This window comes from Phytopseudomonas flavescens (genome assembly GCF_900100535.1).
Classification (GTDB): Bacteria; Pseudomonadota; Gammaproteobacteria; order Pseudomonadales; family Pseudomonadaceae; genus Aquipseudomonas; species Aquipseudomonas flavescens.
This window is the reverse complement of sequence record NZ_FNDG01000001.1, coordinates 216550-239393: the sequence shown is the minus strand read 5'-3', so window position 1 is coordinate 239393 and position 22844 is coordinate 216550. Positions and strand designations below refer to the sequence as shown.

Below are 22844 nucleotides of genomic sequence, written 5' to 3'. Positions count from 1 at the left end.
CGGCCAAGAAGCGCGCCGTGCGGCCGATCTACATGGTCTGGCGGAAGGTCATCGACGAGCAGACCGGCGAAATGCGCATGGGCCTTTGCGCCGATAGCAGCATCGACCAGTTCCTGTGCCGTGAGCGCGAGTACCGCGCCGGCGACCAGGTGCGCTGCGAGATCAAGAAGGCTCGTAACGTGAAATTCCACCGACTGGTGCATGCCCTCGGCCGCATGGTCAGCGAGCAGGTGGAAAAATTCCACGGCCTGGACGCCCACACCACGATCAAGAAGCTGCAGCTCGACGCCAGCGTGTGCTGCACCTACGAGGCGTTCGACATTCCCGACCTGGGCCGGGTGATGCGCCAGATTCCTGAGTCGATCAGCTTCGACTACATGACCGAGGAGCGCTTCCGCGAGTTCTGGCGCGGCATCTGCCAGCACCTGATCGAGAAATACTGGCCCGGGCTGACCGAGGAAGCGATCGAGCAGATGACGGGCCTGATGCCTGGGGAGCGTGAGCAGTGAGCGTTCTTGATCATTTCACTGACGATCAGCTGTTCGAGGAGCTGGTGCGCAGGCGGAACAGCGCGAAGAGCAAACGCCAGCCAGCGCGCTGGTGTGAGCAGTGCCTGAACTTCCGCACCTGGACAGGCCGCGGCGAAGTGCCCGACGACTACAACCCCTGCGCCATGAAGCATCACATGGAATTTCACACGCCCACAGCCTGGCAGTCGCCCGAGTGCTACGGGCATTACCGGACGATCTGCACCGATCGCCAGGAGTGCCCGGAGTGAAGCGCACCGAACTGAAGCGAAAGACGCCCCTGAAGGCCAAGGCCAGCGGCATCAAGCCGCGCACACCGCGGCAGAAGACCTGCGCCAACCCGGTGTGCGGCCAGAAATTCACGCCGGTACCGGGCGCGATCGGCCAGAAGGTCTGCACCTGGCAGTGTGGCCTGGCCATCGCAGATCAGCCCGAAAACCAGAGGAAGGCGCGCGTGGCCCTCGAGCAGTTGGAGCGGCGTGAGATCCAGGTGCGCAAGAAGAAGCTGAAGAGCAAAGGTGACCACACGCGCGAGACTCAGTCCATCTTCAACGAATGGGTTCGCGAGCGTGACCGTGGCCTGGGCTGTGTTAGCTGCGACGCAGAGTCGAGCGATTCTGACTTGCTCACCGGCAGCCGCTGGGACGCCGGCCATTACCGATCCGTTGGCGCCTGCCCGGAGCTGCGTTTCGAGCCGCTGAACGTCCACCGCCAGTGCGTGAAGTGCAACCAGTACCTGTCTGGCAACGTGGTCGAGTACCGCATCCGCCTGGTGAAGAAGATCGGCGCCGACGCGGTTGCATGGCTTGAAGGTACGCACGAGCCGAAGAAATACACGATCGAGGATCTGCAGCAGATCAAGGCCCATTACCGGGCGCTGCTGCGCGAATTGCAGAGGGGCCGTGCGTGAACGATCCAGTTTTTCAGGCCTGGCTGGCCGAGCAGTACCGGATCCTGCGCGAGCAGGGGCTGATTCGATGAACAAGGGGGAGGGGAGCATGGTGAAGCGCACATCGTCGACACAGATCGTGCTGGAGGCGCTGCAGGATCTGCATGCGCAGGAGCAGATAGTCACGCGTGAGGCTCTGTCCGACGTCACCGGCCTGAAGGTGGCTGTGGTGGATGATCGGCTGAAGTCGCTGGTGGCTGATGGGTTGGTCGCCCGGGTGCAGCGCGGTATCTACGTGCCGGTGGAGCAGCACCCACCGGCGCGCCAGATCAGCAAGACGATCCTGCCTGACGGCACGGTAAAGATCGATATCGGCGATGATGTGCTCACGCTGACGCCGCGGGAGGACCGGATGCTCGCCAATCTTTTTGCCGGGGTGACGCTACAGTCGGCGACAATTGAGCTGGGGCATCAGGCGGCGCTGATGTCTGGGACCATGAACTCTCGGCTGAATCGACTGGAGAGGATGTTGGTGCGTGCTGTTGCTGAGGGCGGCGAAGCAGAATGAGGCAGAAGTTGTTCGTTGGGTAGAGTGCGTCTACAGTCGGTTCGTCATTTCTAGTATTGGATGGATCCACTATGTCGCTCATGCAAACAGACAAGTTGTCGTTGTTGAAACAGGATGGCACGCGTACAGACGGTATCTTGGGGGTTGTTACGGCAAAGGGGATTTTCTTAGAAGTTAGTCAGCCCGGCGTGAAAAAGATGCCGCGCGTCGAGCCTGGGGATCTTTTCATCCGATTTACCTCAGTTGGCGATGAAACCTACGAGGTGCTTGATCCGCGATTCTACGAGCTGGAAGCAGGGCTCACTGACGCACACTACCAGTGCAAGGTGAAGAAACTGGGTGTGCCGGAGGCAAAGGCCGCGGTACAGAGCATCACATACAATGTCAGCGGGAATAACTCCCGAGTGAACGTCAATTCCGTAGACAACTCCGTCAACACCGTGAACGTCGATTCCCAGGTGACACAGCTCATCTCTGACATCCGCAATGCGATCAAGGCAGCCGATTTGCCGGCATGCGATGCGCAGGAAGCGCTGGAAGTCGTGGATATGGTCGAGGAGCAGTTCCAATCAGCTAAGCCTAAGCGCTCAGTGGTGCGTGCACTTCTGCAGTCCCTGCCTACAGCTCTGAGTGTCGCATCCTCAATTGCTGGGATAATGGCAGTATTTGATTAGTTGGATGTGAATTCCCGTTAAGGAGCTGGCAATGCAGGAACGGTATGGATATTCCATTGTGTTAGAGGGGCGCCACAGTCGAGGATTCGCATGCGAATTCAAGCCGGTGAATACAGACTCCTTGTGGAACAGAGACACGTACATCGGTTTCTGCGCACTGACCCTCGTCCGTAGTACGTTCGAGCGTGCAGACTATTTGTTTGATGCCTCTGGGCATCTGCTGCAGATCACTGTCGTTGATGGGAGTGGGGAGCGTGCCTGGGACCCGGTTAATAACCAGGATCAAGCGAGCCAGGTTCTAGGCTACAGCGCTTCTGATGAGAAAGCTGAGCGTAAAACACAGATTTACAGCCTTATTCACGACCAGCATCCACAGACCGTAGTAGTCCCCTTTCTTAGCGACCCCTTGTAGGGTTCGACACTCCCCAGGCCACCCGGAAAAAATCCGGGTATGGCCAAAGAATTCCAGGGCGCCAAGCCCACCCCCAAGAAGACCCCGAGTAAGCCGGTAGCCAAGAAGGCAGCCGGCTCGTCTGCGCGTGCGCGTAACACCGTGAAGGTGCATAACGCTGAGGTGGTGCTTACCGCTCTGCAGGTGCGCTTCGTTGAGGAGTACCTGGTAGACCTGAACGCAACCCAGGCAGCTATTCGTGCTGGGTACAGTGCAAAGACTGCAGGGGTCGTAGGTTGCGAGAACCTTACGAAACCTAATATTCAGGCTGCGATCGCTGAGGCCAGGCAGAAGCAGCAGGAGCGCACCGAGATCACGGCTGATCGCGTTCTGCGTGAGGCGTGGAATCAGGTCACGGCTGATGCTCGCGAACTGACCGAGCTGATCGTGGTGTGCTGCCGTCACTGTCACGGCGATGGACACCTGCGGCAGCGCACAGAGATCGAGCGCGACTATGCGTATGCGCTCTGGGTGGCTGAAGGCGAAGACCCTGATGCATTCCCCGAGGACGGCGGCGTCGGCTTCGATTCGAACCGCGAGCCACATTCCAACTGCCCGGAGTGTGGCGGCCATGGCTACCCGCGTGTGGTGCTGAAGGACACGCGCAAGCTCTCCCGCGGCGCTGCATCGCTGTTCGCCGGCGTGAAGCAGACGAAGTACGGCATCGAGATCCAGATGCACAGCAAGGATGCGGCCATGGAGAAGCTGTTCAAGCACCTGGGCCTCTACGAGAAGGACAACCAACAGCGGGTCGACCCGCTCGCCAGCCTGCTGCACTCGATCGCCAACGGTAATTCGAACGGTTTCAAGCCAGTGGCGAAAGACCCTGAGCATGGCGAGGACTGATCATGGCCATGCGCGTGGTGCACGACCAGCCGCTGCAGCCGCTCCCCACGAATGCCGAGGAGTTGGCCAAGTGCCTGGCTGACCCGGAATGGCGGATCTTCTCCGGCTGCCTATACAAGATCATGGTGAAGGGCGACGACAAGCTCGACGAGGACGGCAATATCGTCGAGCAGGGCGAAGCCTTCGTGATGCCGTTCTCGCCGAACAGGGCGCAGAAGCGATTCCTCACACGGCTGTGGCATCGCAACCTGATCCTCAAGGCACGCCAGCTCGGTTTCACCACGCTGATCGCTATCCTGTGGCTGGATCACGCTCTGTTCAACGGTAACCAGCGCTGCGGGATCATCGCCCAGGATCGCGAGGCGGCTGAGACGATTTTCCGCGACAAGGTGAAATTCGCTTACGAGAACCTGCCCGACGAGATCCGTGAGCGCTTCCCGCTGGCAAGAGACAGCGCGATCGAGCTGCTTTTCGCACACAACAACAGCAGCGTGCGCGTGGCCACGTCCATGCGCTCCGGCACCATCCACCGGCTGCACGTCTCTGAGTTCGGGAAGATCTGCGCGAAATTTCCTGACAAGGCGCAGGAAGTGGTCACCGGCTCTATTCCGGCGGTGCCCACCAATGGCGTGCTGGTGATCGAGAGTACTGCCGAAGGCCGCGAGGGCGAGTTCTTCAACATGGTGCAGGTCGCCGAGCGTCAGCACCGGGACAAGAAGATCCTGACGCCGAAAGATTACCGGTTCCACTTCTACGCCTGGTGGCAGGAGCCGAATTACCGCCTACCGAGCCGCACCGTGCCGATCAGCCACGACGAGCACAAGTACTTCGACAAGCTCGAAAAGCTGATGGACTGCAAGATCGACCCCGACCAGCGCGCCTGGTACGTGGCCACGAAGCACGCCGACTTCCCGGGCAAGGAAGAACGCATGTGGCAGGAATACCCCGGCACGCCAGACGAAGCGTTCCAGGTCAGCACCGAGGGCAACTACTACGCCGAGAACATGGCCGACCTGCGCAAGCGCGGTGGTATTACCCGCGTTCCCGTCCTGGATCTGCCGGTAAACACCTTCTGGGACATCGGCAACAGCGACGGCTGCGCGATCTGGTTTCAGCAGGAGCTGCGGGGCGAGGATCGCTTCGTCGACTACTACGAGGAGCACGGTAAGGATCTGCGCCACTACGCCCAGGAGCTGAAAGACCGTGGCTACCTGTACGGCGTGCACTACCTGCCGCACGACGCGGCGCACAAGCGCCTGGGCGACTACAACCGCAGCGTGTTGGAAATGCTCGAGGAGCTTCTGCCGGGCCACACCTTCGTGGTGTTGCCGCGCATCACCGAGCTGATCACCGGCATCCAGCAGACCCGCAAGCACATGAAGGGCTGCTACATCGATGAGGATCGATGCGCCGAGGGCATCAACAGGCTGGAGAACTACAAGAAGAAGTTCAGCCGCTCCGAAAACCGCTTTCTCGACAACGCTCCGAACAAGGCCAACGGCTGCAGTGAGGGCGCAGACGCCTTCCGGCAGTGGGCGCAGGCCAAGGAGCTGAACATGCTGGGCTACATACCGGGCCAGCGCACGTACACCGAAGCCCCAGCGCCTGACTGGCGCACTTGAGGAATCACCAGATGGACGCTACCGCGATCAAATATGTCGATGACCCGCTGCAGGACGAGCAGCCGGTGGACGAGCTTGCCCTTACCCTGGACGAGTACTCCGAGATCATGCGGGAGATCGAGGAACAGCCGAAGTGGCGCAGCACGGCTGACAAGGAGATGGATTATGCCGATGGCAACCAGCTCGACAGCGACCTGCTGGCCCGTCAGCGTGCGCTGGGCATTCCGCCGGCGGTTGAAGACCTGATCGGCCCGGCGCTGCTGTCGATCCAGGGCTATGAGGCCGAGACGCGCACCGACTGGCGTGTGACCCCTGACGGTGAGGTCGGCGGCCAGGATGTTGCCGATGCGCTGAACTACCGCCTGAACCAGGCCGAGCGCCACAGTAGGGCCGACGCAGCGTGCAGTGATGCCTTCCGGCCGCAGATATCGATTGGCCTGGGCTGGGTCGAGGTTTCGCGCGAGAGCGACCCTTTCAAGTTCCCTTATCGCTGCGGCAGTGTGCACCGCAATGAAATCCACTGGGATTTCAGCGCGCAAGAGCGCGACCTGAGTGATGCACGCTGGGTTCGCAGGCAGCGCTGGTTGCGGCCTGACCGCATTGCCCGCGTTTTTCCGGAGCACAAGGAACTGATCATGGCGGTAGGGCGCCACGGCTCGAGCTGGTGGATGGACGATCCGATCGGCAACTATGACGGCGGCGCATCGACAGGCCTGCACAACGCCTGGGCAGAGGCTCGCGCGTGGAGTGTGCAAGAGGAGCGCTGGTACAACCCGACCTCGAAAGAGGTATGCCTGGCCGAGGTCTGGTACCGGCGCTGGGTCGACGTGGGCGTGATCACCGCGCCGGATGGCCGCGTGGTGGAGTACGACGAGACCAACATCGCCCACCAGGTGGCGCTGGCCAGTGGTATGTCGCAGTACAGCCGCGCAGTGGTTGCCCGGGTGCGCCGCAGCTACTGGCTCGGGCCGCACCGGTTGCACGACGGCCCGACGCCTTACAGCCACAGGCACATTCCCTACGTGCCTTTCTGGGGTTTTCGTGAAGACAGCACCAACGTGCCCTATGGCTACGTGCGCGGCATGATCTACCCGCAGGACAGCCTGAATAGCGGCATCAGCAAGTTGCGCTGGGGTATGGCTTCGGTGCGCACCGAGCGGACTAAGGGCGCCGTCGACATGACGGATGCACAGTTCCGCCAGCAGGTGGCGCGTGTGGATGCCGATATCGTCCTGAATCCGGTAGAGATGGCCAAGCCTGGCGCGCGCTTCGAAGTGCATCGCGACTTCCAGCTCAACCAGCAGCAGTTCCAGATGATGCAGGACAACCGGTCGGCCATTCAGCGCGTATCCGCTGTTACCACCGGCTTCATGGGCAAGGAAGGCACCGCCACCAGCGGCCGTCAGGAGCAGATGCAGATCGAGCAGAGCAACCAGAGCCTGGGCCGGGTGATGGATAACTTCCGCGCTGGCCGGATGATGGTGGGAGAGATCCTGCTGTCGATGATCGTCGAGGACCTGGGCGACAAGCCGCACGAGATCGTGATCGAGGGTGATGCCGTGCGTGAAGACCGCGTGGTGGTGATCAACAAGCCTGAGCAGGATCCCGCCGGCTACACCTACCTCTCGAACGACCTGCAGCGCACTCGCCTGAAGGTATCGCTCGAGGATGTGCCGAGCACCAACAGCTATCGTGGCCAGCAACTGTCGGCGCTGTCCGAGGCGGTCAAGTCGTTGCCGCCCCAGTACCAGGCCGCGGTGCTTCCATTCCTGGTCAGCCTCATGGACGTGCCGTTCAAGCGCGATGTGGTTGAGGCGATCCGCGCGGCCAGCCAGCAGGAGAGCCCCGAGCAGATCGAGCAGCGCATCAAGAAGGAGGTGCAGGACGCACTGGCACGCTCTGGCGCCGAGGCGAAAATGCGCGAGGTCGCCATCAAGGAGCGTCGTTCGGATGCGGAGATCGAGCAGATCCGCGCCCAGGCCGTGCAGATCGGCGTGCAGGCTGCCTATTCAGCCATGCAGGCCGGCGCCCAGGTCGCGCAGATGCCGATGATCGCGCCGGTGGCCGACGAGATCATGAAAGGGGCAGGGTACGTGCGCAAAGCTGGGGACGACCCGGACTTCCCGACTGCTGAGGCGACGGCGGCGATGAACATCAAGTCGCCGTACATTCAGGGGCAGGGCGCCGATGATCTGGCCGCGGTGCGGGAGAACACCAGCCCCGCGCATCCGCCGGTGCCGGCGGAGCCTGGGACTGGGATGAGCGGCATCGAAACGGCGGATGTTCGTGACAATGTGTAGTTACCAGTCGTAGTAGTGGACGCCGTTACGGATGACTGGCTGCTTGATGTAACCATCCCCTTCGATACGCACTCTGCCATTCCCAGACTGCGCTCCACCGAACGCACCGCGGACAACCAATTCGCCGAAGTTGGCGATGGATCCAGCTAGTCTTCCGCTTGGCTCAATCAATACGCGTGCTAGGTTGGCTAGGCTGGCTGACCCGTTGCACCTGCCGAGAATAGTGACAGTGCACATCTGATCAATTGCTAGCGAGCCATTCACTTGGCCTTGGATGATCACCGAGCCGCCTTGATACACCGATATAGAACCGTTAACGGTTCCCAGGATGGTGAGCTGACACCCGACAACTTTGATGCTTCCTTGATGCTTGTCGCTTATGACCGTATCAGAGGTGATTGTTAGCTGGGGTACTTTTCGGCCGTCGATGATGTCGTAGGAATCCATTGCCAAGCTCCATGATTGAACGAGCTGATCATATCCCGCTGCGCGACCCCCTGTAGGGTTTTTCCTTTCTTCCTCCCCCCTCGACACTCGTTTGCAAGCCAGGCACGCGCCTGGCGATGCGCGGGGCGCGCTTGCGCCTTGCATCAGCTGAACCCTTGCGGCCACGGCGATATGTGGCGGGACAGGCATGAAACCAGACGAGTTTATCCAGCAGCACGCACCCGACGGTGTGTTGACCGCAGAGCAGGCCGCCCAGCTGATCGAGCTGGCGGAACAGGGCGATACCAGTGCCGAGTCACTGGAAGAAGGCAGCGCGCCCGCCGTTGCCCCTGAAGCTGCAGCAGCACCTGAAGCGGTAGCGGCTGCCGACGACGTATCGAAACCCAATGAGCCCGCGGCTGCCACTCAGGACGAGGTGGATCCGGCCAATGCCGTGATCCTGGCGAAGGACAACAAGCACACCATTCCGTATGACCGGCTGGTGGAAGCGCGGGAAGGTCGTCAGGCCGCCGAGGGCAAGGCGCAGGAAGCGCTGCAGAAACTGCAAGAGGCTGAGAAGGAACTGAACGCGCTGAGGGAGCAGGCGCAGCAACGGGCGGACGCCGGAGCGGCGCCCACCGATGCCGACAAGAACCTGGCTGTCGCCGAGGCAGCCATCGGAGCCGGTATCGACCCGGAGATCTTCGGGGACTTTTCTCCCGAGGAGATGGCCAAGGGCGTGCAGAAGCTGATCGCAACCAGTGTTCCGACGCTGATTGCGCAGGCGCTTCAACAGCAGCTGGCCCCTCTGCAGCAGAAGCAGGCGACCACCGAGCATGAAGCTCACCTGGCGCTGATTCAAGCCAAGCACCCTGATCTGGATTCGATTCTGGAGAGCGCGGAGCTGCAAGCCTGGATCGATTCGCAGCCGAGCTTCGCCCGCCCGGGTTACCAGGCGGTGATCGGCGGCGGATCAACCGAGCAAGTCATTGAGTTTTTGGACACGTACAAGGCAGCAACTGGGAAAGCTCAGGCAGCCGCTGCGCCCTCTGCAGAGAGCGTGCAGGAGGCAGCCAAGAAAGCCATCGCCGCGGCCAAGCCGCAGGTACCCGCCAGCCTCTCGGACATTCCGGGCGGCAAGGTTGGTCCTGCAACTGGGCACGAAGCGCTGGCGACCTTAGGCGCCACCGATATGGCCGAGGCCTTGATGGACAAGAGCCCGGAACAGATCGAGGCATTTCTGAACCGGAGCGTTTGACGCTCCGGGTCCCGTTGAACAAGGAGATTCACCGTGTCCGATAAGACGCACATGCGCTACGGCGACCCCAAGGCGATGGTGGAGCAGGCCGTTGGCCTCTTCGCCGTGCATACCCAGCGCAACACCACCCTCAACCGCCTGACCGGCAAGATGCCGAAAGGCGAGGCGGGTGCTGAGGCCACTCTGCGCAAGCAGACCACTCAGCACATGCCGATCGTCCGCTGCCAGGATCTGGGCAAGGGCCGCGGCGACGAGGTGACCTTTCACCTGCTGAACCCAACCGGCGGCTACCCGATCATGGGCAGCGCTTACGCCGAGGGTCGTGGCGTGGGCATGAAGCTGTCGGAAGACAAGCTGCGTGTGAACCAGGCGCGCTTCCCGATCGACCTGGGCGACACCATGACCACCATCCGCAGCCCGGCCGACTTCCGTCGCCTGGGTCGTCCAGTGGCGCAGGCCAAGATGGACGCCTACGTCGACCAGAGCCTGCTGGTGCACATGGCTGGTGCCCGTGGTTTCCAGGACAACATCGAGTGGGCGATCCCGACCGAAGCGCACAAGGACTTCGGCGCGATCATGGTCAACCGCGTGAAGGCGCCGACCAAGAACCGTCACTTCATCGCGGATGGCGGCAACGGCATCAAGCAGTTTGCCGTCAATGCCGGCGAGGTCGACCTGGCCACCACTGACCTGCTGAAGATGGACACCGTGGACGGTGTGCGCAACTTCATGGACCAGATCGCGCTGCCGCCGCCACCGGTGATCTTCGAGGGTGATGCTGCTGCGAACGACTCGCCGCTGCGCGTGATGCTCGTCTCTCCGGCGCAGTACAACCTGTTCGCCGCGGATCCGAACTTCCGCCAGCTGCAGGCGAGCGCCATGGCGCGTGCTCAGCAGGCAAAGGGGCACCCGCTGTTTCTGGGTGAGGTGGGGCTGTGGAACGGCATTCTGCTCTGCAAGATGCCGAAGCCGATCCGCTTCTATGCCGGCGACACCATTCGCTACTGCGCCGCGAGCGACAGCGAGAACGAGAGCACCTGCGTGGTGCCGGATTCGTTCGGCAGCAACTTCGCGATCGACCGCGCCATCCTGCTGGGTGGCCAGGCCGTGGCCGAGGCGATGGCTGCCAGCGAGAAGTCGAAGATCCCGTTCTTCTGGAGTGAGAAGGAACTCGACCACGGCGACAAGGTGGAGCTGCTGCTGGGTGCGATTCGCGGTGTGAGCAAGATCCGCTTCGCGATCGAGACCGGCAACGGCACCGAGTTCACCGACTACGGTGCCACCGCGATCGACACCGCCGTGCCGATCATCGGCGCCCGCAAGTGATGGGCTGGGCCGGGTAACGCCGGCCCACCTTTCCATAACCCCATCGAGGAGAGCCCATCATGGCCAAAGTTACTCTGCGCCAATACGGCGAGCGCCAGTTCGGCGGCGCTGCAGGCGCCTACGGCAACACCACCACCCTGCGTTTCCAGCTCGTGACCATCGCCAATGGCAGCGCGCAGAACGCGGATGTTTCCACCCCGATCGCTTCTGGCGATGTCGTCGACCTGGGCCCACTGCCAGAAGGCTTCCGCCTGGATGATGCTCAGATCCTGGTGACCACCGGCATGACCGCCACCATCACCGGCTCGCTGGGCTTTGCCTACGAGGATGGTGTCGACGATGCCGGCGTGCCGCAGGACGCGGCGTACTTCGGTGCCGGCATCGACCTGGCCGCTGCCGGCCGCAAGCGTGCCACCGGCTCCAAGCTGGTAGTGCTGCCCAAGCCTGCGCGCCTGATCCTGACCACCGCTGTAGCGGCCAACGCCAAGGCCAGTGCGATCAACGTGCTGGTGAGCGGCGAGCTGCAAGGCCCGCGCTGATCCGCGCTTATCGGGAGGGCCTTCGGGCCCTTTCGTTTATCCAGACCAAGCAGGACATCGACATGAAAGTCATCGTAATTGCTGGTATCGCACACGCGATCCTGTCGTCGCTCAAGCGGCTGGCGGGTGAAGAAGTGATCGCGTGGGCAGATACCGAAGAGAGCTATCAGCAAGGCCTTGTCGCAGGCGTAACTGCGTATGTGGCGGATCCTGAGCTGACCCCTGAGGCTGAGCACAAGGCATGGCTGGAGGCACGTGTTGCTGATGGCTGGACCCACGGCTCTGCTTTTGATGCTGGGCCCAAGAATCACCCTCTGATTCTCCCGTTCGAAGAGCTCCCGCAGGATCACAAGAACATGGCTGTGGTGCTGCACGCGACCGTGCATGCGCTGAAAGATATCCCGGATGCTGATGATGCTGTTGCCATTGCCGTGGCTGAACTGACCGCAGCTGGCCAGGCCACACCTGCTGCGGCCTCGGTTGCCGCTGCGCTGCCTGCTGGCCACATCCCCGTGCAGTACATCGGCCGGCGTGAGAGCTTCACCGATCACCTTTACGGCACCGGCCTGGTGTTCTCGAAAGATCAGGTGCGCAACCTGCCAGGTGACCTGGCCCGCAAGTTCCTGCGCCACGCCGATCAGTTCCAGGAATGTCAGGCGGTTGCCGTAGCCCCGGAGCCGAGCAGCACCGTGCCTGCTGACGACACCGATGCAAAGTTGGCTGCAGCGCAGAAAGCCAAGGAAGACGAGCAGAAGGAGCAGGATCAGCTCAACGACCTGCGTCAGCAGATCGGCGTGATGACCAAGGACGCGTTGTTCGACTACGCCTTCACCCGTTATCAGCAGAAGCTGGACAAGCGCGCCTCTGTCGACAGCCTGCGTCAGCAGGTGATCGGCCTCGTTGACCAGTACGGCCCGGTGTAAACCATGACCCTAGATGAGCTGGTAAAGGACTTTCGCACCACCACCCAGGACAAGGTGGAGCCCTACCTGTTCGAGCAGCAGGATGTGGCGCGCTGGCTCATCGAGGCCGAGCAGGAGGCGTGCATTCGTGGCCGCCTCCTTCATGAGTCTGAAAACAGCGCAGTGTGCGAGATTGCAGTGGTAGTCGGCCAGGCCAGCTATCCGCTGCATGCTGCCCTGTACGAGATCGACCACCTTGGGCTGCTCAACGCCGGCTGCTCTCACCAGCAGCAGATGCGGCTCGTGTCCCGCGAGTGGCTGGATGACAACCAGCCAGGCTGGCGTGACCGGGCCGATGTGCCGCGCTTCGCCATCCAGAGCGACACCAGCATCCGGCTGGTCCCTGCGCCTACCACGGCTGGCATCCTCAAACTGGAAGGCTTCAGGCTGCCGATCCGTGGCCTCACAAGTGACCGCACGTCCAAGCCGGAGATCAGCGCCGCGCACCACCGGCATCTGGTCAACTGGGCGCTGTATCGCGCGTTCACCGTACCCGATGCAGAGACGCTGAACCTGGGCAAAGCAGGGGATGCGCTGGCCGCTTTCACCGAGTACTTCGGCGATCGCCCAGACAGCGATCTGCGCCGCACCACCCGCCATGACGTCGAGCACCACAACAAAGCCTGGGCCTGACCCCCTGTAGGGTTAGCTCGCGCGTCTCCTGCCTCATAGCCTTGCTGCATCACAAGCCCCGCTCTGTGCGGGGCTTTCCATATCTGCAGTAGGGACCGGCGAATGAGTGCCACCGAGAAAGCCATAACCGGGAGCAGCTACATCGGCGCTGTCTTGTCGATCATTGGCGGCATGACGCTGACTGACTGGGGCATCGTGGTCGGCATCATCACCGCGCTGCTGACCTTCGGCGCGAACATGTACTACCAGCGCCAGAAGAACGCGCGCGAGCAGCACCTGTACGAGCTGGAGCTGCAGTTTAGCTACAAGCCGCGCGAGGAAGCCCGGGCAGACGGTGGCCAGCAATGAGGGTCAAGGGCAAGCTGGTGCCGGCTGCGCTGGTTGCTGCGCTCAGCAGCCCTTTGGCGTACACGACCCTCGAGCGCTTGGAGGGTAACGTGCGGGAGGTCTACGCCGATCACTTGGCCGGCGGCATCCCCACCTACTGCGCCGGCCGCACGGACTGGAGCGCGAAGGTAGGCACCAAGCTCACCGACGACCAGTGCCGCGAGGTCAACAAGACCACCATCTTCGAGTACGGCATCGCCGTGCTGGGCTGCACCGAGTGGTCGAACATCACGCCGCGCCGACTGATCGGCCTGACCATGTTCGCCATCAATGTCGGCAAGGCTGGCGCCTGTAATAGCCAGGCGGTCAAGGCCATCAATACCGGCGACATCACCAGGGGCTGCAACCTGATCGCCACCAAGCCGAACGGGGAGCCGAATTGGTCGACCGCTGGCGGCCGCTACGTTCAGGGCCTGCAGAACCGCCGCCAGGCCGAGCGCACCCTGTGCCTGTCAGGGCAGCCGGTATGAACCGCGTGCTGCTGACCGCTATCGCCATGCTGGGCGTCGGCCTGTTGCTGGCGCTTTGGCGCATTGATCACGTCACCAATGACCGAGACACCGCGCAGAAGGCTGCCGATCAGCAGCAGGCCCGCGCTGACTCCCTGCGCAACACCCTGAACCTGACGCGCGAGCTGGCCAACGACCAGGCCGCAGTTGAGGCCACCTACATCGAGGAGAAGCAACGTGCGGAAACTGATGCTGAAAACCTTCGTCGCTGCCTTGCCGATGGCACTTGCGGGCTGCGTGTCGCAGCCACCTGCCCAGTCGTGCGAATGGACGGAGCCAGGCCCGCTGCCGGCGAGCCTGATGCAGGAGCCCCAGAACTTACAGCCGCTGCTCGACGAGCTTATCCAGCCCTCGTTGCCGGACTCAAGCAGCAGCGAGCGCAAATAGTCGGCCTGCAGGCCTCACTCACCAACCTGCACGGTAAGTGCAAGATCGGAGCAACCCGATGAACGACCAAGCTATTGAGCAAGATATCCAGGCCAAGGGCCTGACTGCGCCGCGTGTCACTCCCGCCGACATCGAGGCGAACATCTCGAGTGAGCACTATTTCACTGCCGGCCAGGGCGATGCCAAAGCGGTGGAAGATGCCGCATTTTCTGGTGGTGCGCTAAATGCCGCGGCTTCGCGTTCCACGCCCGATGCGCTCCATCTGCTGACCTTCTGCGTGCTGGTGCTGCGCAACGGCTTCACCGTGACCGGCGAGAGCGCCTGTGCCAGCCCGGAAAACTTCGACGCTGAGATCGGCCGCAAGATCGCACGCCAAAGCGCAGTGCAGAAGATCTGGCCGCTGATGGGCTACGCCCTCAAGGAACGCCTGAGCGGCGAGTGAGGAGAGCGCAATGGCGCCTGAGATCCCCCTGACCATCACCCGAGGCGAGACCTTCGAGTTCGGCATCATGTATGCCGACGAGGATCTGCGGTACCTGCCTATCACGGGCATGCCGAGCACGGCGCCGGCTCGGCTGACAGTGCTGGGCCACCAGGTGCCGGACGGCTGGCCTGTGCGCATCGAGTGCGTGAAGCAGCCTGTTGAGCTCAACACACCTGAAGACGAAACCCGGTTCGCCCGCGTGGTCGACGCCGACACGATCGAGCTGAACGACGTGAACGCTCACTGCTGGCGGCCATTCTCCGGTACTGGGCTGATGATTCTGCGCGCGCCCATGGATCTGACCGGCTGGCACTTCCGCGCCCAGGTGCGCGATCGCGTGGGCGGCAACCTGTTGTTCAGCTGGCACAGCGACCCCGCCGAGCAGCCTGATGGCCTGGTGATCGTCGATCTGGCGCTCAGCCAGTTCGTGCTGACCATGGATGCCGCCACCGCAGGCGCCATCACCTGGAGCCGGGGCGTGTATGACGCCGAAGCGATTGACCCGAGCGGCCACGTCTACAAGGTTGCGGCCATCAGCCTGGTGGAAGTCACCGGCGAGGTAACGGTGTGAGCGTCATCGCCGTGCGTGGCCATGCTGGCCGATCAGCAGTTGCCATCCAGCAACGGCAGCGAGGGGCTGTGGCGGTCAGGCAGGCGAGCCGGCCGGTGGTGGTTGCCGCCGGGTTGCGCGGCAAGCCGGGCCGCGATGGTGTGGATGGCGCCGAGGTAAGTGCAGAGGCTGGCAATCAATTGCAAATACGAGATGACGGTCTGTACGTGGGACCGCTCACCTGGGACACAAACGGCTGGTAGGAGACCCCACATGGCACAGCTCAAGTTTCACAAAATTGACGGCAGTTTGCTCCCGAATCAGCTGGAGCCAAGTGCCTTTTACTACATGCAGCGTGAGGTCACCGTTGGGGGCCAAACCCAAATGGTTGCCGAGGGCTACCTGACCAACCAGGCCGGCGAAGCCCGGGCGCTCGGCAACGTGGCGCTGATCGGCAACATCGCCAGTGAGTTGATCGCTCAGTACATGGCGAATATGCAGGCCATTCGTCTGGCTACCAACATAGCGAACCGTAATGCCATCGCCGCCGAAGATCCGCAGATCAATAAGCTGATTCTGGTGGCCGGCGCCACAGGCGACTCGACAGTAACCGCCGGGTCGGCCCTGTACTTCTACGACGTGTCCGAGGGCGCCTTTACCAAGGTGGCCGAGTACGAGTCGATGGATATTCAGTTCACCTGGGGCAGTCTCGTTGACGGCCCGGAGAGTACACCGGCTCAGGTTGACGAAGCGGTTGCCAAGGCCCATGCCCACGCCAATAAGGGCGTGCTCGACCTCTTGGGTGAGAACGCCAGCCAGCAACTGACCTATCGCGGGGCGGCCATCGGTGGCGGCGCCATGGAATGGGCGACGGTGAACTGGTAAGGGGAACGGCATGGCCGAGTTGAAGGTTCACAAAGTCGTATCAGCTCTGCCTCAGACCCTGGAGGCGGACTCGATCTACCTGGTTCGCGCCGGGGATGGCTTCGATCTTTACATCACCAACCACAACGGGACGGTGCTGCCGTACAAGCTCAATGCCCAGCCAGCAGCCTCCATTTCTGGCCAGGTAGGCACAGCATTTACCGGCAACCCGGGCCTAACCGGGGGCACCAAGCTTTTATTCAATGAGTTCTGGAGCACTCATCCAGACATTACCTACGACCCCGCTACGCGACGGTTCACGTTCAACCGAACAGGTGTCTACCGCTGTCGTTTTAGCGGCCAAACAACCAGTTCAACGAATCGGATAGTCATCGGCTTCAACAACGATGCTCCGGGGCTGGCCAGTCATCGTGGCCAGGCTTATGCGGGGCCATCTGTCACTATTAGTGCCGAAGGCACGTTTGCCGCTAACGCAGGGGATTTCGTGGTTTTCTATCTCTATGAGGGTGGCCTCTACAACGACGCTAACAACCGTTGGAGCCAGTTCAGCATCGAAAGGGTGGCCTGATGAGCATATGGGGATTGATAGGCGCCGACGCCCAGTTGATCGACGACCTTGATCCCGGTCCTGGATGGACTCGGATGGAAGGTGAACGTCCCTCTATGGATCACCTGGCACGGGCTGACGGCACTTGGCAGCTTTCACATGACCGATTGCGAAGTACCGCCAAGGAGCGGTTGAACGCTGACTTTGCCATTGCCATGGCCGCCCTGCATGAGGGCTGGCCAGACTACGAAATCCAGACTTGGACGGTGCAGGCCGAGGAAGCCCGCCAGTGGACGGCGGCCCCGCCTGATGCCAAGCCGTCCGTGCCATTTCTCAGCAGCCTGCATGCCCAGCGCGAGGCGATGGGGTGGGATGGCACGCTGGCAGATTTGGTCGAGCGCGTGATCGAGAATACCAACGCCTACACGGCGGCAACCGCCAGCCTAATTGGCCGGCGGCACGTAGCTGAACGGGCCATTGACGGCGCAGAGGATCCGGCATCAATCATTTGGGATTTTAGTCTAGCCGGCTCATACGGTTGACCACGTTCAAGCTGTGTCAGTGATGCGACGGCCTCTTACGTTAATCGTAAAGCCTGCTGCAGAACCAGAAAGATGTAAGTGTTCGCTGGTGAGAGACCCTTTGAGTTCGACAGTAAAGCTAGAGGCTCCGACAATCGAGGTATTCCCAGACTTCCATTGGCTCACTTGAATATTGGCAGTGACGCTGTCGCCTTCACCTTGGATCGTTCCCCGATAAAGAAAATGCTCGTCGCCGCCATTTACTGACCCATCCTTGATGACGATGAGTCCGCCGCCTTCGTCAGGCATTGATGATTTGAATTCGACCTCATAGATCCCGCTGACCATAATTACCTCGGCTATTGATGGCAAAGTGCTTTATAAAAGTAGCACGGCATTTGAGAAGCGCCTGTCCCCTTGCCTAGCGCGGTACCGCTGATCGGGATTTTTGCGCGGCCGGAGAGTTGATAACCCTCTGAAACCGGGATCTAAGCAATTCATAGGTGCTGGGCCCGCCGCCGAAACAGGCGATTTGCTCGAGCAAGATGTTTGGCGAAAAGCTGGAAGACCTGGCACCGATTCGCGAGGCCCTGGCCACCTACGTGACGCGCCCTGCGAGAAGCTGCGTAGTCAGCAGGGTCTGTGTGGCGCCATCCAGGTGAGCATCAAGACGCAGATCCACAACCCAGCGCTGCCGCTTTACGCGAACGCGCAGACCGTGGCGCTGCCGATGCCTACTGATGACACGCGCGACATCCTGGCGCCTGCCCTGCGCGCACTGGATGCGATCTACCGGCCAGGCTTCAAGTACTCGAAGTGCTCGACCTTGCTCATGGATCTGAGCCAGCGCGGCGAGGTGACGGCGGATCTGTTCGCGCCGGCGGCACGGGCCGGCAGTGACCGGGTGATGGCGGCGCTGGATGCAATCAACAAGCGGGAAGGCGCCGGCACCCTGCGGCTGGGCCGGGTGCCGGTTGACCCCTGGTGGGGGATGAAACGCGAAATGAAAAGCCGGTGTTATACGACTCGGTGGGAGGAGGTAATCAAGGTCAGGGGGTAAATGCCTTGGTATTGCTGGGCTGAATAATATAGGCGTCCAAACTGTCGTTGAGAGTGAAGAATGCCGAGTGTTGCCACTTGGTTAGAACTAAGAACTTACCGTCGACCTTGGATACTAGGTATACGTTCTTCGTCGAGTCTGGCTTCTTTTCCAGAAGAACAGCGAAGTTCTTAGGTAGGTTTGCGAAGTCAGACTCAGCCGTATAGCTGCCGATCTGTTGGCAGAACCCGATTGCTGTGATTAAGCCCGTAATAGTGTATGTCATCGAGAACTTAAAGTAGTCCCGGTTACCCTTGTTGATTGCGGAGATCGTGTCGGAAAGATATGCGCCATACAGGCAAATTGAGCCTAGCATCATGAGCAATGCTACTGGTGGCTTGAGTGGAAAATTCATAAGCCATGCCAAAATGTACAGCGCAATCGGTAGTGCAATGATGCCGAGCACAATAGTAATTAATATATGCCTGAATTTGATATCGCTATGCAGGCAAAGCTGTGCGATTGAAAATCCCAAAGCCATTGATATTGCTGCAGGCATAGAGTTAACAATCGTTTCTGAGTGGCTCAGATAGCTCGCAACCCATTTGGCTCCAATATGTTCGTAATACCCAGTGGAGAACTGAAATCCGCAAAGATATAAAAATATTGGGACGGTTGCGATGATGATTGTGATCGCAGTCGATGAGGATTCCTGCGTGCGGCTTTCAGTGGACATGCATTTCCCTTGCAATATGGAGGTATGGCTGCGGCTGCAGCTTAGCTTACACCAGGGCGCTGCAAGTGCCTTGCCATTTCGATGCCAGTGACATCCCGTTGGGCTCTCGAAACCGAGGGTACCCATGTCATCAGCCGACCAGATACTCGCACAGCTCTACCAGGACGATGGGCTGTACTGCTCGAAGAACCTGAAGATCCGCGACAAAGCGGGCAATATTCTGCCGTTCGAGTGGAATGAAGCGCAGTGCCTGCTGCATGCGAAGGTGGAAGAGCAGCTGACCCAAGGCTGGGTGCGGGTGATCGTGCTGAAGGGCGACAGCAGGGCGTTAGCACCTACGTGGCCGCGCGCTTCTACGGTTTTTTTACTGCGCCGATCAATTCAACTAAGCCTGGTATAGTTGGGCCTGACTCGTTCTGCAGCAGGCCAGTTTCTGTCCGGCTGAATAGCGACTGGATAATGATGTTCTGAGTGTCTTTATCCATTGACGTTTCTTTGATTAGCGCTAGATATACATGGGTAAGCTGTTGCCGCTCCTCTGCATCCCGCTGTAGATGAAAGGCACTGAAGGTTAGTTTGGAAAGGGTTCTAGTTATAAAGACTAAAGTTGAAAGAAAGGCGACGAATATAAAGATGCCGCCAAGACTGGTCAAGTCAACCTTGATAGCAAGTCCAGATAGCCATTTTTCGAGTATCGTATAGAGTGCATAGGCCGCCGCTAGTAGGAATATCAGTAGCATGCTGCCTGTAATATAGCCCTGCTTTGCATTACGTTTCGCTTTCTCTTCCCAGTATTTTGCGGGTGCTTTCAATCGGAGATCAGCGGTGTACGTGTGCTCAAGTCTTTCGATCGCGCTCTTCCAACCCTTTTCCTGCTGGGAATGCATGGTGTCGTTCGCGGTGATCTGGCCTGCTATGACGGAGTTGCTTTTGCTCAATTGAGAGTGTGCTATTTTTAGAAGCTCAGTCATTCTCTGATGATTAACTTCGGCGCGGGATGTAAACGACCCTTCTTCCTCTTGGCTAAATTCATAAGCAAGTAGATAGCCGCGCATAAATCTGAAATCCGAAATATTTGATGAGTCGTTAAATCGAATTGAGTCAAAAAAGGCTTGGCTGACTATTGCGTCTTGGTTGCGAATCTCAATCCATCTGGTAACAAAGTCGGATTCGCTGGGGATCCATAAGCCAGATAAATGATCTGAGCTACCTATAAGATCGTCATAGTCCGACAGAAATGATTTTCTGGCCATTTCAAGCAGATCAATCATGGTGGCGATATATTCTGATTGAGCGGTCGACCGCTTAGCTTCAGACTTGTCAGAGTTTGTTGTGTTCTGGCTAATAATTGACAACTGGTTTTTCCAGAAAGTCAGCTCCTTGTTTAGGAATTTGGCTGCTTCCTCATCGGTGTCGAAGAAATAGCGGTTACCATCGACATCCATTAATTGTTGACCCATTGTCTTGCTCCCTGTTGTAGTGGCAACAAGCTACTGGTGATTATATGCGTTGTCCACTTTCAGATTTCAGCGCGTGCGCTGACCCCCTGTAGGGTTCGCTTCACACCACGCCGCCGCAGCAGACTCTGGCCATTACCAATGACCAGAGTATGGCGCAATGCCTGTTCCACCACTCCGCAACGACAACTGGGCCCAGGGCGCGAACAACGTCGCGAAGCCTGAGCGCTTGCCTGAAGGCGCCGTCGTCGAGGCGGTGAACATGGATCCCACCGTCGGCGGCAAGCTCGAGCTGCGCGTTGGGTTCGAGCGGGTGAGTGACGCCACGGCGAACATGCGTGCCATCTTCGCTGCGGGCGAGCTGCTGGTGTTGGTCGATGGCGATCAGGTGCTGGTCTACAACCCAGCTAATGACACCGCCGAACTGCTGGCCACAATCGCGCCTAGCGGGCCGGTGGCAGCTGCGTACGCCGCTGGCAGCCTCTACCTGAATACGCTGCACGACAGCCTGCGCTTCGACGGGAGTCGGGTCGGCGCCTGGGCGGTGCCGGCGCCTTCGTTCGAGCTGCAACTGGTGCCGGGTAGGCTGCCGGCCGGGCTGTACAAAGTGGCGGTTACGGCAGTCGATGGCGGCGTTGAGTCGGGTGTTCTGCCGTATGTGGTGCGTTTGGGCGGCAGCCAGGAGCTGCGCGTGGTTTGTGGTGATGCCCGGCAGTGCCGAGTGTACTGCAGCACGGCTGATGGCCAGACGTTGTATTACCAGGGCGAGCCATTGGCAGGCGCCCTGCGGCTGACCTACGTGGCCGATGACACCCTGAGGCTGATGACTGCAGAGCTTGAGCCATTGCCATTCTGCGATCGGCTGGCTGCGCACAACGCGGTCATCGTCGGTTCACGTGGCCGGTACCTGTTCCATACCGAACCCATGTGGCCGCACCTGCACAACCCGTCCAAAGGCTTCTTCCAGTTCGGTGCAGAGGTGGCCATGCATGCCTCTGTCGGTACCGGGCTGTTTGTGGCCACCACTGAAGCCACTTTCTTCATCACCGGATTGGGTACCGCCGAGCTGCAACAGCGCCGTGTGCTCGATGTGGGTGCTTCACCTGGTAGCGCGGTGGATCTTCCCGATGGGCGTGTCGCCTGGTTCACCAAGTACGGCCAGGCCATAGGCGGGGCGGATGGCTCTGTCTCGTTACCCAATCGCCCGAATTACGCACCTGATACCGGCACTGTCGGCGCCGCCGGCGTGCTCGACCACAACGGCAACCAGTTGGTTGTCACCAGCATGCGCGGTGAGGTGCAGGGTAATCGCCTGCAGGCGCGCGACTTTGCAGACCTGGAGATCATCGAATGTCCGAACATCTGAACGTCGGTGGTTTCCGCTACCGATTCCGCCTGATCAATCCCGACGGCAGCGTAGCGGATGACTTCGAGGCGGATAACCTTATCCCGGCCGACGGCCTGTCGTTCCTGCTGCAGTCGCCATTCGGCGACGCCTCGCCGATCGCATCGTTCTACTGCGGCCTGTGGCGCGGCAACGTCATTCCCACCGCAGCCCTGAAGGCGACTGACATCCCGGCGAATCTGCAGGAGTTCGTCGGCTATGCCGAGGCGACCCGCCCGGAGTGGCAGCGCGAGTTCGATGGCGTTGGGACCCAGGACAACGCCACCAATATGGCCGAGTTCAACTTCAATACCGACGCGACACTTTACGGTTCCATGTTGGTTTCCGACCCGACCAAGGGCGGCAACTCGGGGTTGCTGCTGTCCTGCGTTCGCTTTCCATCCCCGCGCCAGGTGACCGCAGGCCAGAAGGGCCAACTCATCGCGGGCATCACCTACGTGCCCACCAACGTCATCTGAGGAAACATCATGGCTCTCAAGTTCTCCACCGGCCTGCGTGCTGGTCTGGCTGTCGGCGGCTCGCTGAAATCCCTGCTCGATGGCGGCTCGATCCGCATCTACAGCGGCCCGGTTCCGGCGTCTTCGGATGGCCCGCTCTCTGGCTCGAACGTGCTGCTGGTCGATGTGAAGGTGCAAACCAGCGGCGCGGGGCTGACCTTTGAAGGCACTGCGCCCAATGCGGTGCTCGTGAAGTCGCTCACTGAAGTCTGGCAGAGCAACATCGTCAGCTCTGGCGACGCCACCTTCTTCCGTTTCGTGCAGCCGTCTGACGGCGGTGGCCAGTCCACCACCGATGTCCGCATCCAGGGCACCTGTGGCCTGGCCGGCGCCGACATGCCGATGAGCAGCACATCGCTCGTGACTGGTGCGCCGCATCTGATCGACTACTGCAACATCACGTTGCCGGAGTTCTAAGC

Annotated in this window: 31 protein-coding genes; 26 read left to right on the top strand and 5 right to left on the bottom strand. The window is 60.5% G+C overall.

From position 1 onward, the window contains the following. Positions 1-17: 17 nt before the first annotated feature. From BLR94_RS01105 to BLR94_RS01065, 8 genes are all read left to right on the top strand, one after another. Complete coding sequence (locus BLR94_RS01105; protein ID WP_244158042.1) at positions 18-509, top strand: hypothetical protein; 492 nt, start codon at positions 18-20, stop codon at positions 507-509. Continuing rightward, complete coding sequence (locus BLR94_RS01100; RefSeq protein ID WP_084305455.1) at positions 506-778, top strand: hypothetical protein; 273 nt, start codon at positions 506-508, stop codon at positions 776-778. Before BLR94_RS01105 ends, BLR94_RS01100 begins: the two co-directional genes overlap by 4 nt. Further along, positions 775-1437, top strand: coding sequence for a recombination protein NinG (locus BLR94_RS01095; protein WP_084305453.1), 663 nt, complete (start codon positions 775-777; stop codon positions 1435-1437). The genes BLR94_RS01100 and BLR94_RS01095 overlap by 4 nt, the downstream gene beginning before the upstream one ends. Positions 1438-1525: 88 nt before the next feature. Then, positions 1526-1984, top strand: a complete 459-nt coding sequence (locus BLR94_RS01090) for a hypothetical protein (RefSeq protein WP_084305792.1) — start codon at positions 1526-1528, stop codon at positions 1982-1984. A gap of 71 nt (positions 1985-2055) precedes the next feature. After that, positions 2056-2658, top strand: a complete 603-nt coding sequence (locus tag BLR94_RS01085; RefSeq protein WP_084305451.1) for a hypothetical protein — start codon at positions 2056-2058, stop codon at positions 2656-2658. A gap of 451 nt (positions 2659-3109) precedes the next feature. Then, complete coding sequence (locus tag BLR94_RS01075) at positions 3110-3955, top strand: terminase small subunit (RefSeq protein WP_084305448.1); 846 nt, start codon at positions 3110-3112, stop codon at positions 3953-3955. Between the two features lie 2 nt (positions 3956-3957). Beyond that, positions 3958-5577, top strand: a complete 1620-nt coding sequence (locus BLR94_RS01070) for a terminase large subunit (protein ID WP_084305446.1) — start codon at positions 3958-3960, stop codon at positions 5575-5577. Positions 5578-5588: 11 nt separating this feature from the next. Then, positions 5589-7877: a portal protein gene (locus BLR94_RS01065; RefSeq protein WP_084305445.1), complete on the top strand. Its 2289-nt coding sequence runs from the start codon at positions 5589-5591 to the stop codon at positions 7875-7877. Here BLR94_RS01065 and BLR94_RS01060 read toward each other — a convergent pair whose 3' ends face one another. After that, positions 7878-8324 (bottom strand): hypothetical protein, encoded by a 447-nt coding sequence (locus BLR94_RS01060; RefSeq protein ID WP_084305443.1) that lies wholly within the window; start codon positions 8322-8324, stop codon positions 7878-7880. It lies immediately after the preceding gene. 187 nt (positions 8325-8511) lie between these two features. Between BLR94_RS01060 and BLR94_RS01055 the strand changes: the two genes are divergently transcribed. From BLR94_RS01055 to BLR94_RS00995, 13 genes are all read left to right on the top strand, one after another. Then, a complete protein-coding gene (locus BLR94_RS01055; RefSeq protein ID WP_084305441.1) occupies positions 8512-9561 on the top strand; it encodes a hypothetical protein in 1050 nt (349 codons plus the stop codon). Positions 9562-9594: 33 nt separating this feature from the next. After that, a complete protein-coding gene (locus tag BLR94_RS01050; RefSeq protein WP_084305439.1) occupies positions 9595-10887 on the top strand; it encodes a phage capsid family protein in 1293 nt (430 codons plus the stop codon). Positions 10888-10946: 59 nt separating this feature from the next. Further along, positions 10947-11426, top strand: a complete 480-nt coding sequence (locus BLR94_RS01045) for a hypothetical protein (protein ID WP_084305437.1) — start codon at positions 10947-10949, stop codon at positions 11424-11426. A gap of 62 nt (positions 11427-11488) precedes the next feature. Beyond that, on the top strand, positions 11489-12349 hold the full coding sequence (locus BLR94_RS01040) for a RyR domain-containing protein (protein WP_084305435.1): 861 nt from the start codon (positions 11489-11491) through the stop codon (positions 12347-12349). A gap of 3 nt (positions 12350-12352) precedes the next feature. After that, the gene (locus BLR94_RS01035) at positions 12353-13021 is read left to right on the top strand and encodes a phage adaptor protein (RefSeq protein WP_084305433.1); all 669 of its coding nucleotides are present in this window, start codon (positions 12353-12355) and stop codon (positions 13019-13021) included. A 102-nt stretch (positions 13022-13123) separates the two neighbouring features. Next, positions 13124-13369: an HP1 family phage holin gene (locus BLR94_RS01030; protein ID WP_084305431.1), complete on the top strand. Its 246-nt coding sequence runs from the start codon at positions 13124-13126 to the stop codon at positions 13367-13369. Continuing rightward, complete coding sequence (locus tag BLR94_RS01025; protein WP_084305429.1) at positions 13366-13878, top strand: lysozyme; 513 nt, start codon at positions 13366-13368, stop codon at positions 13876-13878. The genes BLR94_RS01030 and BLR94_RS01025 overlap by 4 nt, the downstream gene beginning before the upstream one ends. Continuing rightward, on the top strand, positions 13875-14366 hold the full coding sequence (locus tag BLR94_RS01020) for a lysis system i-spanin subunit Rz (RefSeq protein WP_084305428.1): 492 nt from the start codon (positions 13875-13877) through the stop codon (positions 14364-14366). Before BLR94_RS01025 ends, BLR94_RS01020 begins: the two co-directional genes overlap by 4 nt. After that, entirely contained in the window at positions 14363-14746 is a 384-nt protein-coding gene (locus BLR94_RS01015; RefSeq protein WP_084305427.1) for a Gp49 family protein, read from the top strand. Before BLR94_RS01020 ends, BLR94_RS01015 begins: the two co-directional genes overlap by 4 nt. A gap of 10 nt (positions 14747-14756) precedes the next feature. Continuing rightward, positions 14757-15359, top strand: coding sequence for a hypothetical protein (locus tag BLR94_RS01010; protein ID WP_084305425.1), 603 nt, complete (start codon positions 14757-14759; stop codon positions 15357-15359). Between the two features lie 252 nt (positions 15360-15611). Beyond that, on the top strand, positions 15612-16223 hold the full coding sequence (locus tag BLR94_RS01005) for a hypothetical protein (RefSeq protein ID WP_084305421.1): 612 nt from the start codon (positions 15612-15614) through the stop codon (positions 16221-16223). Positions 16224-16233: 10 nt separating this feature from the next. Further along, positions 16234-16791 (top strand): hypothetical protein, encoded by a 558-nt coding sequence (locus tag BLR94_RS01000; RefSeq protein WP_084305419.1) that lies wholly within the window; start codon positions 16234-16236, stop codon positions 16789-16791. 74 nt (positions 16792-16865) lie between these two features. Then, the gene (locus BLR94_RS00995) at positions 16866-17312 is read left to right on the top strand and encodes a hypothetical protein (protein ID WP_139207399.1); all 447 of its coding nucleotides are present in this window, start codon (positions 16866-16868) and stop codon (positions 17310-17312) included. Positions 17313-17318: 6 nt separating this feature from the next. Here BLR94_RS00995 and BLR94_RS00990 read toward each other — a convergent pair whose 3' ends face one another. Both BLR94_RS00990 and BLR94_RS28270 read right to left on the bottom strand, forming a co-directional pair. Further along, positions 17319-17639: a GrlR family regulatory protein gene (locus tag BLR94_RS00990; RefSeq protein WP_084305416.1), complete on the bottom strand. Its 321-nt coding sequence runs from the start codon at positions 17637-17639 to the stop codon at positions 17319-17321. A gap of 73 nt (positions 17640-17712) precedes the next feature. After that, a complete protein-coding gene (locus BLR94_RS28270) occupies positions 17713-17889 on the bottom strand; it encodes a DUF1654 domain-containing protein (RefSeq protein ID WP_139207398.1) in 177 nt (58 codons plus the stop codon). A 60-nt stretch (positions 17890-17949) separates the two neighbouring features. On the opposite strand from BLR94_RS28270, the gene BLR94_RS00985 reads away from it, so the two are divergent. Next, positions 17950-18351, top strand: coding sequence for a DUF4113 domain-containing protein (locus BLR94_RS00985; protein ID WP_244158041.1), 402 nt, complete (start codon positions 17950-17952; stop codon positions 18349-18351). Here the strand turns inward: BLR94_RS00985 and BLR94_RS00980 are convergent. Then, positions 18341-19066, bottom strand: a complete 726-nt coding sequence (locus tag BLR94_RS00980; protein WP_139207397.1) for a hypothetical protein — start codon at positions 19064-19066, stop codon at positions 18341-18343. The genes BLR94_RS00985 and BLR94_RS00980 overlap by 11 nt on opposite strands. A 124-nt stretch (positions 19067-19190) precedes the next feature. On the opposite strand from BLR94_RS00980, the gene BLR94_RS27035 reads away from it, so the two are divergent. Continuing rightward, positions 19191-19466: a hypothetical protein gene (locus BLR94_RS27035; protein ID WP_139207396.1), complete on the top strand. Its 276-nt coding sequence runs from the start codon at positions 19191-19193 to the stop codon at positions 19464-19466. Here the strand turns inward: BLR94_RS27035 and BLR94_RS00975 are convergent. After that, on the bottom strand, positions 19420-20526 hold the full coding sequence (locus BLR94_RS00975) for a DUF6161 domain-containing protein (protein ID WP_084305412.1): 1107 nt from the start codon (positions 20524-20526) through the stop codon (positions 19420-19422). The genes BLR94_RS27035 and BLR94_RS00975 overlap by 47 nt on opposite strands. A gap of 157 nt (positions 20527-20683) precedes the next feature. Between BLR94_RS00975 and BLR94_RS00970 the strand changes: the two genes are divergently transcribed. The 3 genes from BLR94_RS00970 to BLR94_RS00960 are packed head-to-tail and all read left to right on the top strand — an operon-like array spanning position 20684 to position 22842. Continuing rightward, on the top strand, positions 20684-21889 hold the full coding sequence (locus BLR94_RS00970) for a hypothetical protein (RefSeq protein WP_084305410.1): 1206 nt from the start codon (positions 20684-20686) through the stop codon (positions 21887-21889). Then, entirely contained in the window at positions 21874-22386 is a 513-nt protein-coding gene (locus BLR94_RS00965; protein WP_084305408.1) for a hypothetical protein, read from the top strand. Before BLR94_RS00970 ends, BLR94_RS00965 begins: the two co-directional genes overlap by 16 nt. 9 nt (positions 22387-22395) lie before the next feature. After that, the gene (locus BLR94_RS00960) at positions 22396-22842 is read left to right on the top strand and encodes a hypothetical protein (RefSeq protein WP_084305406.1); all 447 of its coding nucleotides are present in this window, start codon (positions 22396-22398) and stop codon (positions 22840-22842) included. The last annotated feature ends 2 nt before the right edge of the window (positions 22843-22844 follow it).

Coding starts and splice junctions, on each gene's coding strand:
- BLR94_RS01025 (WP_084305429.1), top strand. CDS start 13,366: ATGAGGGTCAAGGGCAAGCTGGTGCCGGCTGCGCTGGTTGCTGCGCTC.
- BLR94_RS01010 (WP_084305425.1), top strand. CDS start 14,757: ATGGCGCCTGAGATCCCCCTGACCATCACCCGAGGCGAGACCTTCGAG.
- BLR94_RS00995 (WP_139207399.1), top strand. CDS start 16,866: ATGGAAGGTGAACGTCCCTCTATGGATCACCTGGCACGGGCTGACGGC.
- BLR94_RS01040 (WP_084305435.1), top strand. CDS start 11,489: ATGAAAGTCATCGTAATTGCTGGTATCGCACACGCGATCCTGTCGTCG.
- BLR94_RS01085 (WP_084305451.1), top strand. CDS start 2,056: ATGTCGCTCATGCAAACAGACAAGTTGTCGTTGTTGAAACAGGATGGC.
- BLR94_RS00990 (WP_084305416.1), bottom strand. CDS start 17,639: ATGGTCAGCGGGATCTATGAGGTCGAATTCAAATCATCAATGCCTGAC.
- BLR94_RS01065 (WP_084305445.1), top strand. CDS start 5,589: ATGGACGCTACCGCGATCAAATATGTCGATGACCCGCTGCAGGACGAG.
- BLR94_RS01060 (WP_084305443.1), bottom strand. CDS start 8,324: ATGGATTCCTACGACATCATCGACGGCCGAAAAGTACCCCAGCTAACA.
- BLR94_RS01015 (WP_084305427.1), top strand. CDS start 14,363: ATGAACGACCAAGCTATTGAGCAAGATATCCAGGCCAAGGGCCTGACT.
- BLR94_RS01090 (WP_084305792.1), top strand. CDS start 1,526: ATGGTGAAGCGCACATCGTCGACACAGATCGTGCTGGAGGCGCTGCAG.
- BLR94_RS27035 (WP_139207396.1), top strand. CDS start 19,191: ATGTCATCAGCCGACCAGATACTCGCACAGCTCTACCAGGACGATGGG.
- BLR94_RS00965 (WP_084305408.1), top strand. CDS start 21,874: ATGTCCGAACATCTGAACGTCGGTGGTTTCCGCTACCGATTCCGCCTG.
- BLR94_RS01000 (WP_084305419.1), top strand. CDS start 16,234: ATGGCCGAGTTGAAGGTTCACAAAGTCGTATCAGCTCTGCCTCAGACC.
- BLR94_RS00970 (WP_084305410.1), top strand. CDS start 20,684: ATGCCTGTTCCACCACTCCGCAACGACAACTGGGCCCAGGGCGCGAAC.
- BLR94_RS01070 (WP_084305446.1), top strand. CDS start 3,958: ATGGCCATGCGCGTGGTGCACGACCAGCCGCTGCAGCCGCTCCCCACG.
- BLR94_RS01055 (WP_084305441.1), top strand. CDS start 8,512: ATGAAACCAGACGAGTTTATCCAGCAGCACGCACCCGACGGTGTGTTG.
- BLR94_RS01020 (WP_084305428.1), top strand. CDS start 13,875: ATGAACCGCGTGCTGCTGACCGCTATCGCCATGCTGGGCGTCGGCCTG.
- BLR94_RS01035 (WP_084305433.1), top strand. CDS start 12,353: ATGACCCTAGATGAGCTGGTAAAGGACTTTCGCACCACCACCCAGGAC.
- BLR94_RS00960 (WP_084305406.1), top strand. CDS start 22,396: ATGGCTCTCAAGTTCTCCACCGGCCTGCGTGCTGGTCTGGCTGTCGGC.
- BLR94_RS01045 (WP_084305437.1), top strand. CDS start 10,947: ATGGCCAAAGTTACTCTGCGCCAATACGGCGAGCGCCAGTTCGGCGGC.
- BLR94_RS01030 (WP_084305431.1), top strand. CDS start 13,124: ATGAGTGCCACCGAGAAAGCCATAACCGGGAGCAGCTACATCGGCGCT.
- BLR94_RS00975 (WP_084305412.1), bottom strand. CDS start 20,526: ATGGGTCAACAATTAATGGATGTCGATGGTAACCGCTATTTCTTCGAC.
- BLR94_RS00980 (WP_139207397.1), bottom strand. CDS start 19,066: ATGTCCACTGAAAGCCGCACGCAGGAATCCTCATCGACTGCGATCACA.
- BLR94_RS01005 (WP_084305421.1), top strand. CDS start 15,612: ATGGCACAGCTCAAGTTTCACAAAATTGACGGCAGTTTGCTCCCGAAT.
- BLR94_RS01075 (WP_084305448.1), top strand. CDS start 3,110: ATGGCCAAAGAATTCCAGGGCGCCAAGCCCACCCCCAAGAAGACCCCG.